The sequence below is a fragment of the Caulobacter sp. HMWF025 genome, from assembly GCF_003060965.1.
In the GTDB taxonomy this organism is placed as follows: domain Bacteria; phylum Pseudomonadota; class Alphaproteobacteria; order Caulobacterales; family Caulobacteraceae; genus Caulobacter.
On sequence record NZ_QAII01000003.1, the window covers coordinates 1 to 12519 of the forward strand.

The following is a 12519-nucleotide window of genomic DNA, read 5'->3' on the forward strand; positions in this document are numbered from 1 at the left end:
AGGCGCGGGCTGAAATCGCCCGCGCGGTCCGGAAGGGTCGCTGCCCTTCCGCCCGTCGGGGGCCTCTGTCGGGAGCGGGTTAAAACCCCGCGCCCCGAGGGCTCACCGGAAAATCGGTCACGCGGAGCGCCCCGGCCCAGGCCGAAACGGTACTCCTACAAACCATCCTCCGGGCCTGGCCCGGACGCTCCGCCGCCTCCCCACACTCGCTGGCGCAAAACCGGCGAGGACGCGATGCTGTGTCCCGCCCGCAGGGCCAGGCCGCGCCGTCAGCCCTTCGGCATCCGCAGCACCGGGTCATTATTGGCGGCCTGCGGGTTGATGATGGTGTTATGGCCGTGGATCAGCAGCCAGCGACCGTCACGCTGGACCGCCGTCAGGGTCAGGCGGTCATGGGCCTGGGGCATGCTGTTGCCGTCGGGCGTGGTGTAGGCGTCCTGGATCATGGTCACCACCGCCAGGGCCACGCCGGGGGCAATCGCCCGGGCCTCGGTCGAGACCAGGGTCTGCTTGCAGTCCCTGAAGATGGTCGACAGGAACAGGCGGTGGGCGAAGGCGACCTGGTCGCGGCCCCGCCAGTGCATGCCGACCACATTGACCCAGCTGGCATCGGGCCAGAAATGGGCCGCATAGGCGTCGGCGTCGGTCGCGTTCCAGGCGGCCAGCAGGCTTTTGACCATCGCCTCGATCTCGGCGACGCCGTCGCTGCCCGCTGCCTCTGCCGCCCCTACCGTCGCCGTCATTGCCATGCCTCCCAGGGCCAGTACCGCCCGCCGTCCGATCATTTGCCCTGCTCCCGCTCGCCAAGATCGGGCGACCCTAGGCGGGCGATGATCGGCGCGATTGTAGATTTCCGTCACCCGGCACCACGGTTTCCCGCGCCGGGGCCATGGCCGCGATCAGACGCTCGGGCGTGTCGCCGGCCAGGGCCTGGAACTCGTGGATCATGTGGGCCTGGTCGACATAGCCGGCCGCCTGGGCGACACCGGCCCAGCCCGGCTCGAGCCCCTCGGTCTTCAGGCGCAGGGCCTCGCGAAAGCGCAGGACCCGGGCGTAGCGCTTGGGCGACACCCCGACCGCGCGGGTGAAGCGGCGCTCGAACTGCCGCTCGCCCAGCGCGACGGCCCGCGCCAGATCGGCCACCCGCACCCCGCCGTGCAGGGTCGTCATGCGCCGGGCCGCCCAGGCGATGGGATCCGGGTCACCGGTCGGCACCCGCCCCAGCAGCCAGGCCTCGGCGACCGCCACACCGCTGGCGAAATCCGGGGCCGCCTCCAGCCGTTCGGACACCTCGGCCACCTCCCGCCCCAGGACGTCGCGGGCCGCGAAGGCCTGATCGGTCAGGGCCGCCGTCGCCGCGCCGAACAGGCCTGAGAAGCCGGTGGGCGTGAACTGGATGGTGAACAGCCGGAGGGTTCCGGCCAGCACGATATCGACCCGCCGATAGGTCTGCATGCCCACGAGCACGGCGTCCGGCGCCGTCTCGACCGCGCCGCTGGCGATCTCGCGGACCCGATAGCGGTCGGCCAGATAGAACTCGAGGAACTGCTCGGTGCGGGCCGGCAGGGGCCGCAGGACGACCGTCCGGTCCAGTCGCTGAACCCGCTCCTCATAGGCCTTCACATAGGGCGAAAGGGCCCGGGAGGGGCGCTGGCGGCGGACCGGAAACATCGCCCCTCCGCCGCCCCGTCAGTCTTCGTCGTCGAAGCCGGCCTCGTCCTCGACCGGACGGGCGGCGACCGGCGGACCGGCCTTGCGCCGGACAAAGCGCAGGGCCGAATGGGTCTTGGAGAAGCTGCAAACCTTGGTATCGACCAGCCCTTGCTCGCGGGCCGCGGTCAGGATCTCGGTGTCCTTCAGCGGCGCACCCTTGCCCTTTTGGGCCACGATCCAGATCGCGCCCTTGGGGCCCAGCCCGCCGATCAGGTCTTCCAGCTGGTCGAAATCGGCCAGGTCCTCGACGCCCAGGAACAGCAGGTCGATGTTCTCGTCGGCCTCCACCGGTTCGACGCGCGTCGCCAGCTCCTCGAGGAAGTCTTCGTCCTCAAGGGCCAGAACCACGACCGTCTGGCCCGGCTTGACGCCCAGCTTGTCCAGCCGGCCCGGCGGATTGAGGATGGCATGCAGCCACTTCTCGGCCTCGCCGGGCGGCAGTTCGAAGCGCGTGCCGTCATTCAGCACCAGGTCATGGCCCTCGGTGCGGATGTAACGCAGGGCGTGGCCCTGATAGATGCCGCGATGGGCCCCGCGGAAGATCAGCTTGGGAAACTCCCACAGGAGCTTGCCCTCGCAGTCCCCGTCGGTCAGGTGCCCCCAGACGCCACGCGCTTCCTTGCCCATGACCTCAGGCGCCCTTGAACACGGGGGCGCGCTTTTCGAGGATCGCGTCGACGCCTTCCATATGATCCTCGGTGTGGTGGGCGATGGCCTGGGCCGCCGCGCTCATCTCCATCAGGGTGTCATAGCTGGCGGTCGTGCCGTGCTTCAGCAGGCTCTTGGCCATGCGCAGGGCATGGGGCGGCTGGGCCGCGATCCGGGTGGCCAGCGCCATGGCCTCGTCCATCAGGGTATCGGCCGGAACCGCCTTGCTGATCAGGCCCCATTCGGCGGCCTTGGCGGCGTCAATGACATCGCCGGTGAACAGCAGCTCGGCGGCGCGGCTCATACCGATGGTGCGCGGCATCAGCCAGGCCCCGCCATCACCGGGAATCAGGCCGAGCTTCAGGAAGGTGACGCCGAACTTGGCGGTATCGGCCCCGATCCGGATATCGGTCATGCAGGCCACGTCACAGCCGAGGCCGATGGCCGCGCCGTTGACGGCGGCGATCGACGGGACTTCCAGGCCATAGATGGCGCGGACGATGCGGTGGATATTCTTGCGATAGCCGTCGCGAACCTTGACGCCGTTGCCGCCGAAAGCGCCCTCGCGGGCCTTCATCGCCTTGACGTCGCCGCCGGCCGAAAAGGCCCGGCCCGCGCCGGTCAGGATCACGCAGCGGATGTCCTGGTCGTCATTGATCGCCTCGCAGGCGGCCGCCACCTGGTCGCCGTCACCCGGCGCGCCGAGCGCGTTCATGGCGTCAGGACGGTTGAGGGTGAGGATCGCGATGTGACCGCGCTTCTCGGTCAGGATCAGGGGGGTGTCTTGCGACATGGGCGGGGCGCTCCTGGATTTATGATTTTGACCCTCCTTAGCGCGGATCGCCCTGCGTCGTCGCCTCCCCACCGTCATTCCACTGAGCGCTTGCAGCATCACGAAAACGCGACTGGCGCGAACGCTCGCCTGAGCGTTGAACTTGATCCGGGACGATGCAGAAGGCCAACGGCAATGACCGTTCATATGAAGGCCCGCCACGCGTTGATCATCGAGGACGAGATCCTCATCGCGTTTGAGGTCGAGGCGCTGCTCGCCGAGCAGGGCTTTACCAGCTTCGACATCGCCGACACGCCGGCGGATGCCCTGGCGCTGGCCAGGGCGCGGCGCCCTGACCTGATCACCGCAGACTACCGCATCATCGGCGGAACCGGGGTCGAGGCCGTGGAAGCGATCCAGGCCAGCCTCGGCGACATCCCGGTGGTTTACATCACCGGAAACTCTGATCTCCTGCTGGGGCGGACGCCGCCGGTGGTCGGCAAGCCGATCTCGCCGCGATGCCTCGCGGAAGCCTGCGCCAGGGCCTTTGCCTCCTGACACCGTGCGGTACCGGAGACGGGGGGAACCTGACTGACGCCATCCGGGGGAGACGACCCACGTGACGACCATCGACAGCCTTGAGGCGCTGGAAGCCCTCTATGACGCCACGCCGGCCCCGGCCGCGCTGGTCAAGGTCGCCGACCACATCACCCCGGATTACCGCCGGCTGATCGAGGCCTCGCCCTTCGTCGCCCTGGCCACGGTCGGACCGGAGGGTCTCGACTGCAGCCCGCGTGGCGACCGCTCCGGCGTCATCCGGATCGCCGATGAGCGGACGCTGATGCTCCCCGACCGGCGTGGCAACAACCGAATCGATTCCCTGCGCAACGTCATCCGAGACCCGCGCGTGGCCCTGCTGTTCCTGATTCCCGGCTCGGGCACGACCTTCCGCGTCAACGGCCGTGCGGTACTCAGCGCCGATCCGGACCTGCTGGCCAGCTTCGCCATCGACGGCAAGCCGCCCCGTACGGTCATGGTGATCCGCGTCGAGGAGGCCTATTTCCAGTGCGCCCGCGCCATCGTCCGCTCGGGGCTGTGGGACGCGGAAAGCCGGGTCGACCCTGCGTCGATCCCCTCCCCCGGAGCCATGCTGGCCACTGTCACGGCCGGCGAGGTGGGCGGAGAGGCCTATGACCGCGAGTGGCCCGAGCGCGCTGCCAGGACGATGTGGTGAGCGATCGGGCGGTGCCGCCCGTCAGGCGCTGGACGGCTCAGCCCCTGGATCTTCGGCCCGTGTCCACTGCTCGATCTTGCCGAGCAGTTCGCCGACATTGATCGGTTTGCCGATATGGTCGTTCATCCCGGCCCAGAGGCACTCATCCACATGCTGCGGGAGAACATTGGCGCTGAGGGCGAGGATCGGCGTCCGCCTGTTCAGTTTTGACTTTTCCCGGATGATCTTTGTCGCCGACAAACCGTTCATCCGGGGCATCTGGACATCCATCAGGATCAGGTCGAAGGGCTCGCGCTCGGCTGCCTCGACCGCAGCCTGGCCGTCTTCGGCCTGCGTCAGCTTCAGCTCGAAGGGCTCCAGCATGGCCGAGATCAGTTCTCGGTTCACCGTCACGTCGTCGACGACCAGAATCCGGATCGGCGCGACATCATGATCCTGCGGGACATCGGCGGTGCTGAGCTGGCCGGGGAAGACCGGCGGGGCATGCACCGTAAACCGGAATGTCGAACCAATACCTTCTGCGCTCTCGACCTGGATTTCCCCGCCCATGAGTTCAACCAGACCCCGTGAAATGGCCAGGCCGAGGCCAACCCCGCCAAACTGACGGGTGTGCGAGCCATCGATCTGGGTAAACCGCTCAAAGAGACGCCCGGACTGTCCTGGCGGAATTCCGATTCCGGTATCAGCCACCGCGACCTGCAGGCTTTGAGCTGACGGATCATAACCGAGCCGGATTGTAATCCCGCCCTGGCGCGTAAACTTGACCGCATTGGCCAGCAGGTTGGTGATCACTTGCCCGAGGCGTCCCCGATCGGCCAGCACCGTATCGGGAAGCGGCTCCTGAACCTCGAGGGTCAGGGTCAAACCCTTCGCTGCAGCCTTGTCCCGGAACTGGTCGAGTATCTGGCTCGCCAGATCCACCGGATCGGTCGACTGGCGCTGCAGTTCAACCTCACCGGCTTCCACCCGGGAAAAATCCAGGACGCTGTTGACGATCCCGAGCAGGGCCTCGCCCGAACTGGCGATCCTCTGGGCATAGAGCAGCGACTTCTCGGGGAGATCCGGCATCTTGGCCAGCAGGTCGCCAAAACCGATAACGGCGGTCAGCGGCGTCCTGATCTCGTGGCTCATATTCGCCAGAAACTCGGCCTTGGCCTGCACGGCCGCTTCGGCTTCGGCGGTCTTGCGCCGCAGTTCGTCCTCGATCGCCCGACGTTCAGTCACGTCGCGCAGGACCGACATCATCCCGGCCGGCCGGCCTTCCGGATCGCGAAGGATCGTGGGATTGCTTTGCACCCAGCCCAGGGAGCCGTCAGCCCGACGGTATTGAAACTCGTTGTCGCGCCCCGTCGGCAACGGCTTTTCGTTCTCGGTAAACTTGGGCGTACGGAATTCCTTGTCGACAACGATACGGTCATTCAGGTGCTTGCCGATCCACTTATCCGGATCGAGACCTGTAAGACGCTTAATCGACGGCGATACATATTCAATTATGCCGTCAATGTTGTTCTTTATGACAATATCCCCGATATTTTCGGCCAGAAGGCGATAGAGATCTTCACTTTCACGGCGGGCCGCACTGGCGGCGACATACTCTGTCCGATCTTCAGCCTCGACCAGAAGATGCTGGGTTGACCCTTCAGCGTCACGGACCAGCGACACACTCACACGCACTGGTACATAGGTACCGTTGGCGTGGCGGTAGCGCCGGTCCACCTGATAGCTGCGGATCTCCCCATGCCTGAGCCGGGCTGCCGCCAGACTGGCCCCGCCGCGTTCGTCCGGATGCATCAGGCGCTCGAAACGGGTGTGGATCAGGTCGGCCTCAGCCAGGCCCAGCATCGTACAGAGGGCCGGATTGATCTTCATGAACCGCAGGTCCAGATCGAGGAGGGCCTTGCCTGAAACCGACTGCTGAAATGCGGCCTCAACCAACTCGGCCTGTTCTCGCGCCCTCCGCTCGAGAACCCGTCTCTGGGTCACATCATGAAGTGTCAGGACAACACTCGTGGTCTTGCCACCGCCGTCGCGGACCACTTCCGGAATGGCTTCAAACCAGATGGCCTCACCCTGGGCGTCGAGGCATCGGAACGCCTGAAGAACGGTACCCTCCTCGACCTGGCCATCGATCAGGCGGTCAAACCGGCTCTGGACGTCATGCCGGTCCTCCGGGTGGATGAAAGTCCCGAACCAGTGGCCGACAAGATCATCCCGTCGAAATCCCCACCGCCGGACAGACGGCGACGCGAACTCGATCTCGCCACTACGAGCAACCCACAAGACCGGATCTTGGGCATTCTCGACAATAAGCCGGTGCCGCGTCTCGCTGGTCCGGAGTTGAGCGTCGGCGAGCCTGAGATGGGTGACGTCCTGCAAGGACCCATAGAGCGCGGCAATCGAGCCGTCAGCCGCGCGCTGACTGGTGCCCGTCAGGGCCAGTACCCTTGCAGCCCCATCGGGACCGACCATGGCGAACTGGTGCTCGAGAGCGTGACCGTCCTGTTGCGCCCGCTTCAGGGCCAGGGCCAGGGCGGGCCGTTCGTCGGGAGCAAACCCGTTCAGAACGGTTTCCAGGGTTGCTTCCGGTGGGACCGACGGCAGTGCCAGAATTTGGAGAGCCGCTTCGGACCAGTGGAACCGCCCGGACTGCACATCATAGACCCACGCCCCCACCGGCGTCAGCCTGCTGGCTAGACTTAACAAGCGCTCGGGCTCATCCAAACTCATGAGATCCTCATTTGCGAGGGAGCGTATTGGCCAAAGACTTCAAGCTACGGAATGCACCAATGAGCAAGTGTCCTACCACCGGCGGACCTGAGACTGCGGCCTTTCGATGCTTTAGGGAACATGTAAACTTGCAGGCGGGTCATAGCTTGAGGATGGATCCGGCCTGTGCCTTTTGAGGTAGCCGCATCAGATCACACGCATGGATTGAAATGCTGCGAACTATTTGGGGCCCCGTAGCGCTCTACTTCGCACCCCGGCGGAACCCGCAAAGAGAGCAGCCCCCGCGCCTGTCAGCGGTGCTGTCGCAAACCCATCCGTCTTCATCAGGATCTGGATCAGTCGTCGCCGTGAGCGCGCTCAAGGCGCTCCTGGCCGCCGGTATCAGGGTCGCCTTGCGCCCGCTGACAGGCGCTCGCCCTTCAACGGAGGGGTATTCACAGGCTGACGCCGAGCCTTGGTCGCCTGCTCGAAGGCATAGCCGATCCCCAGGATCTTTCCCTCGTCGAAAGCGCGCCCGATAAACGAGATCCCGACGGGCAGCCCATCAGTGGTGAAACCCGCCGGAACGACCAGCTCGGGGAACCCCGACAGGCTGGCGAGGTTGGTGCCGCTGGTGTTGCCTCCGCCCGGCGTCGTGGCCCGGGCCGCGCCGGAGCGGCTGATCAGTTCGGGACGTTCCGCCAACGGCGGATAGATGATCGCGTCGAGGGTGTTGGCGGTGAACACGCCGTCCAGGGCCGCGATGACCAACGGCAGACCCTGGTCGTGGACGGCGGTATAGGCCGGGTCGGTCAGGGCAGCTGAGGTCTGTTCCCGCCGCATCAGGGCCCATCGCGTCGCATTGGGTCCAGCACCGTCCGCACGCGGAGCCGGCAGGCGGTAGGACCGCTCGAGCAGTTCGTCCAGGGTCCTCGGATAGCCCGGCTTGAGGGTCGCCAGATAGGCCTGCAGCTGGACCGGGAACTCTGACATCCGGACTGTGGAATAGAACTCACCCTTGGACTCGATCAGCCATTTGGGCAGACGGACATCAACGATGGTCGCGCCGGCCGCCTTCATCACGGCGATCGAGGCCTCCATCACCCAGTCGAACTCGGTATCCTGGCCCATGAAGTCGCGTGCGACACCGATCCTCACACCCTTCAGGGCATCGGGCTTCAGATAGGCCGTGTAGTCCGCCTGGGACCGGCCCTGGCTCTTCGCGGTAGCAGGGTCGGCCGGATCTGCGCCGGCGAGAATACCCAGAGCGAGGGCGACGTCAGAGACATTGCGCGCCAGGGGACCTGCGGTGTCGAAGCTCAGCGACAGGGGGATGATGCCGTCCCGGCTCAGCAGGCCATGGGTCGGCCGGAGCCCGACGATGCCGTTGGCCGCCGCTGGCCAGCGCACCGAACCGCCCGTATCCGTACCCAGCCCCAGCGCGGCGTAGCCGGCGGCAATGGCGACCCCGGTGCCGCCTGACGATCCGAGGGGCGAGCGCAGCAGGTCATGCGGGTTGCGGGTCTGGCCGCCGAGAGAGCTGAACGCCCCGCCCGACGCGAATTCCGACAGATTGACCTTGGCCACGATGACGGCCCCGGCTTCGCGCAGCTTTTTGACAAGAAAGGCATCATCCGGCGGGAGCGACCCCTCCAGGAAGATCGATCCCCCCGTGGTCGGCAGGTCGGCGGTGTCGAAATTGTCCTTCAGCACCACAGGTATGCCGTGCAGCGGCGAGCGTTTGCCCTTGGTCTTCAGCTCTGCGTCCAGGGCTTTCGCCTCGGCCAGGGCGCGGGGATTTCGGGTGATCACCGCATTGAGCTGCGGGCCCTTGTCGTCATAGGCGTCCATGCGGGCCAGACTGAGCCGGACCAGCCGCTCGCTGGTCAACTGGCCCGCGTCCATCGCGGCCCGCAACTGGGCGATCGTGGCCGTATCCAGATCGACAGTCTGGGCCTGGGCAGTCGCCGCCAAGGTCCAGAACAGCGCCAGGGCGCAAAGCAGGCGTTTGATCATCAAGGGTCCTCACGACGGCCAGACCAGTGCACCCGACTCCCTGAGCCAGGTAAAGGGCGTGCAGGATCAGGCTGAGGCGAAGCCTCGAAGTGCCCATCCCGTTCGCAAGTCGTTGAAGCCCTGCGAGATCGCGCGGGCTGAAGCCGGCAAGATCGCCGGTTGCCCAAAACGCAAGACGGCCCCGGGGTTTTCCCCGAGGCCGCCTTGAAACACACAGGCCGTGAGGCCGATCAGTCGTCGCGGTGAACGCGTTCGCGGCGTTCGTGGCGTTCCTGGGCTTCGAGGCTCAGGGTGGCTGTCGGACGGGCTTCCAGTCGGGCCAGGCCGATGGGTTCGCCCGTTTCCTCGCAATAGCCGTACGAGCCGTCCTCGACGCGGCGCAGGGCCTGGTCGATCTTGGAGATCAGCTTGCGTTGGCGGTCGCGGGTGCGCAGTTCAAGCGCCCGGTCGGTTTCCGAAGACGCGCGATCGGCCAGATCGGCGTGATTTTCGGTTTCTTTCTGGAGATGGGCGACCGTTTCGCGGGATTCGCGAAGGATCTCCTCCTTCCATTCGTTCAGCTTGCCTTTGAAGTACTCAAGCTGACGCGGATTCATGAACTCTTCGCCCTCGGAAGGACGATAGGTCTTCGTATCGACTAGAACAGTGGCCGTTTGCATTAACGCCTCACGCCCCGATGAACTCAGCCCTGGTCAGGCCGGGTGCTTATACCAAAAGAAAAGCCGTGTTCAATGAACCTCGCGTGAGTGGCGCGTTCAGCATCGCGCGGCATGCGAATTCCGGTCTGCAAGGCCGCAGCGGCCCGGCGCGAACGGCGGACACTGGGCAGCGCGCAAGATCTTGATTTTGCAGGCAGCGCACGACCCGAAGGGAAAATGGTCAGCGCCCGTTGCATCAGCCACGCCGCGCCTGTTCCAGCTTGGCTTTTTCGACCGCAGCCCGGGTCTCGATCTCATTGAGGATCCCGTCAAGCCGGGGGTCGTCGGTCGATTCGCGCTGCTCGCGGATCGCCCGCGTCAGACGGTCCAGGGTTCCGGTCGAGACGTCGCCGTCCAGCAGGGCCAGCTTCACCTCACCCAGGATGTCGAGGATATCATCGGCACGCTTGACCTGCCGGCGCTTGCGTTCCAGCGGATCGCCACTGGCCTGCAGTGCCAGAAGCGCATCCAGGGACCCGACACCCGCCAGACCACCGACCGAGGCCGTGCTGGCTGCGCCGCTGGCCCCGCTCACCGAAGGCAGCCTGAAACCCGACGCGCCGCTCGAGGCCTTCGCCCGCGATGCGCCGCTCGCGCCCACGCCTCCCGTGCTGGAAACCTTCATGTGGAACGCATGCTCCAATCCGACCGGCGAGTCACGTCTCCCGCCACCCTTTCATAATCCGGGCGGGCGCTTGCGGTATGGTTAATGCCGGGCAAATTCTGCCGAAAGGCACCGGCGGGCCTGCGTCAAAACGCACAAAGCCTTTAGACTCAAGCCCTTGAGATTGGCCCGCTTTTGGCAAGGGCCTGACCGGGAATGTCTTCCCGCAGCAGGATAGCCATGTCGCGTTTACGCCTCAGCTCCGTTCTTTCCGTCCTGGCGACGGTCTGCGCCCTGGTCGCGGGCCCCGCCTGCGCCACGTCACGGATCAAGGATATCGTCGCGTTCGAGGGCGTGCGCGACAACCAGCTGATCGGCTACGGCATCGTCGTCGGCCTGAACGGCTCGGGCGACAGCCTGCGCAACGCGCCCATGACCAAGCAGAGCCTTGAAGCCATGCTGGAGCGTCAGGGCGTCAATGTGCGCGACGCCAACCTCAATACCAAGAACGTCGCTTCGGTCATGGTCACGGCCAACCTGCCGCCGTTCGCCGCACCCGGGGCCAAGGTTGATGTCTCGGTCTCGACCCTCGGTGACGCCAAGAGCCTGCTGGGCGGCACCCTGCTGGTCACCAGTCTGCAGGGCGCGGACGGCCAGACCTATGCCGTGGCCCAGGGCAGCGTCCAGACCGGCTCGGTCTCGGCCGGCGGGGCCTCGGGGTCCTCGATCTCCAAGGGCGTTCCCACGGCCGGCCGGATCGCCGCCGGGGGCATCATCGAGCGCGAGACCAACTTCCAGATGGTCGACATGGGCGAGCTGCGCATGACCCTGCGCAATCCCGACTTCACGACCTCGCGCCGGATCGCCGACGTCATCAACCAGAAGTTCCCGCGCTGCGCCCAGGCCCAGAACCCGACCATCGTCGCCGTCCGCCCGCCCCAGGGCATGGACATGATCAGCTTCATCACCTCGATCGAGAACCTCGAGGTCGAGCCGGACGGCCCGGCCAAGGTGATCATCGACGAGGTGGCCGGGGTCATCGTCATGGGTGACGACGTGCGGATCAGCCGGGTGGCGATCGCCCAGGGCAACCTGACCATCTCGGTCCAGGAGAACCCGGCCGTCAGCCAGCCCGCCCCCTTCAGCCAGGGCCAGACCGCCGTGGTGCCCCAGTCGACGGTCAGCGTCGAGGAGGAGAAGGGCAAGAAGCTGATCACCCTCGACTCCGGGGCCTCGCTCAAGACCCTGGTCGGCGGCCTCAACGCGCTGGGCGTGACCCCGCGCGACATGATCTCGATCCTGCAGGCGGTGAAGGCCGCCGGGGCCCTGCAAGCCGACATCGAGGTGATGTGATGAGCGCCCTCTCCGCCCTCGCGACGCCCTCACTCGACACCCTGGCCGGCGTCAAGACCCCGACCTCGGCTGCCGAGCTGGCCAAGCGCGGCCAGATCCGCGAGACCGCCCAGAAGTTCGAAGCCTCATTCCTGTCGGTGATGATGCAGTCGATGTTCGACGGGGTGAAAACCTCGGAGCCCTTCGGCGGTGGCCAGGGCGAGGAGATGTTCAAGTCGCTGCTGACCGAAGCCATGGCCAAGGAAGTCTCCAGGGCCGGCGGCATCGGAGTGGCCGACAGCGTTCAGCGCGAAATGCTCAAACTCCAAGGCCTGAAGGACTAGACCATGGCCCTCGCCGCCAATGACGCCAATGACCGTGTTGACCAGCTGGTCATCCTGACGGAACGCCTGACCGACCTGATCGCCCGTGAGGCCTCGGCCTTCGAAAACCACCGCCCGCAGGAAGCGGCGCAGTATGTCGAAGAGACCGCCAAGCTGGCCAATCTCTATCGCCACGAGTCGGCCCGGGTGCGGGCCAATATCGCCCTGATCTCCGGCGCGGACCCGACCCTGCGCCAGCGGCTGGTCCGGGCGACCGAAGCCTTCGACGCCGTCCTGGCCCGCCAGGCCCGGGCGCTGAACGCGGCCAAGACGGTCACCGAGGGCCTGGTCAAGGCTGTCGCCGAAGAGATCTCCCGCCAGCGCGCCCCGGCCTCGGGCTATGGCGCAGGCGCCCGGATGAACAACCCGGTGTCGAGCGGCACGGCGATCACGCTCAACAAGAAGGCCTGAGG

Annotated in this window: 13 protein-coding genes; 5 read left to right on the top strand and 8 right to left on the bottom strand. The window is 66.2% G+C overall.

Features of this window, described 5'->3' with window-relative positions:
* Positions 1–269: 269 nt before the first annotated feature.
* Genes DBR10_RS00610 through DBR10_RS00625 form a run of 4 tightly spaced genes read right to left on the bottom strand, consistent with a single transcriptional unit; the run spans position 270 to position 3154 of the window.
* Positions 270–785: an SgcJ/EcaC family oxidoreductase gene (locus tag DBR10_RS00610; RefSeq protein ID WP_108506317.1), complete on the bottom strand. Its 516-nt coding sequence runs from the start codon at positions 783–785 to the stop codon at positions 270–272.
* Positions 786–819: 34 nt separating this feature from the next.
* Complete coding sequence (locus DBR10_RS00615) at positions 820–1671, bottom strand: helix-turn-helix domain-containing protein (protein ID WP_108506318.1); 852 nt, start codon at positions 1669–1671, stop codon at positions 820–822.
* 18 nt (positions 1672–1689) lie between these two features.
* Positions 1690–2340 (bottom strand): DUF3052 family protein, encoded by a 651-nt coding sequence (locus DBR10_RS00620; RefSeq protein WP_108506319.1) that lies wholly within the window; start codon positions 2338–2340, stop codon positions 1690–1692.
* A 4-nt stretch (positions 2341–2344) separates the two neighbouring features.
* Positions 2345–3154 (bottom strand): crotonase/enoyl-CoA hydratase family protein, encoded by an 810-nt coding sequence (locus DBR10_RS00625; protein WP_108506320.1) that lies wholly within the window; start codon positions 3152–3154, stop codon positions 2345–2347.
* 174 nt (positions 3155–3328) lie between these two features.
* Here DBR10_RS00625 and DBR10_RS00630 point away from each other — a divergent pair, with 174 nt between their 5' ends.
* Positions 3329–3691, top strand: a complete 363-nt coding sequence (locus DBR10_RS00630) for a response regulator (RefSeq protein ID WP_108506321.1) — start codon at positions 3329–3331, stop codon at positions 3689–3691.
* 61 nt (positions 3692–3752) lie between these two features.
* Positions 3753–4367: a pyridoxamine 5'-phosphate oxidase family protein gene (locus tag DBR10_RS00635; protein WP_108490152.1), complete on the top strand. Its 615-nt coding sequence runs from the start codon at positions 3753–3755 to the stop codon at positions 4365–4367.
* A 21-nt stretch (positions 4368–4388) separates the two neighbouring features.
* Here the strand turns inward: DBR10_RS00635 and DBR10_RS00640 are convergent, their stop codons facing one another.
* From DBR10_RS00640 to fliX, 4 genes are all read right to left on the bottom strand, one after another.
* Complete coding sequence (locus DBR10_RS00640; protein WP_108506322.1) at positions 4389–7094, bottom strand: PAS domain-containing hybrid sensor histidine kinase/response regulator; 2706 nt, start codon at positions 7092–7094, stop codon at positions 4389–4391.
* Positions 7095–7475: 381 nt separating this feature from the next.
* A complete protein-coding gene (locus tag DBR10_RS00645) occupies positions 7476–9089 on the bottom strand; it encodes an amidase family protein (protein ID WP_108490159.1) in 1614 nt (537 codons plus the stop codon).
* A 230-nt stretch (positions 9090–9319) separates the two neighbouring features.
* Positions 9320–9748, bottom strand: a complete 429-nt coding sequence (gene dksA, locus DBR10_RS00650; RefSeq protein ID WP_108506323.1) for an RNA polymerase-binding protein DksA — start codon at positions 9746–9748, stop codon at positions 9320–9322.
* Between the two features lie 235 nt (positions 9749–9983).
* A complete protein-coding gene (gene fliX / locus DBR10_RS00655) occupies positions 9984–10412 on the bottom strand; it encodes a flagellar assembly regulator FliX (protein ID WP_108489555.1) in 429 nt (142 codons plus the stop codon).
* 219 nt (positions 10413–10631) lie between these two features.
* Between fliX and DBR10_RS00660 the strand changes: the two genes are divergently transcribed.
* From DBR10_RS00660 to DBR10_RS00670, 3 genes are read left to right on the top strand one after another with little or no spacing between them, the layout of a single operon-like run.
* A complete protein-coding gene (locus DBR10_RS00660) occupies positions 10632–11744 on the top strand; it encodes a flagellar basal body P-ring protein FlgI (RefSeq protein ID WP_108506324.1) in 1113 nt (370 codons plus the stop codon).
* Positions 11744–12067 (top strand): rod-binding protein, encoded by a 324-nt coding sequence (locus DBR10_RS00665; protein WP_108506325.1) that lies wholly within the window; start codon positions 11744–11746, stop codon positions 12065–12067. The genes DBR10_RS00660 and DBR10_RS00665 overlap by 1 nt, the downstream gene beginning before the upstream one ends.
* Positions 12068–12070: 3 nt before the next feature.
* A complete protein-coding gene (locus tag DBR10_RS00670) occupies positions 12071–12517 on the top strand; it encodes a flagellar basal body protein (protein WP_108506326.1) in 447 nt (148 codons plus the stop codon).
* Positions 12518–12519 lie beyond the last annotated feature (2 nt).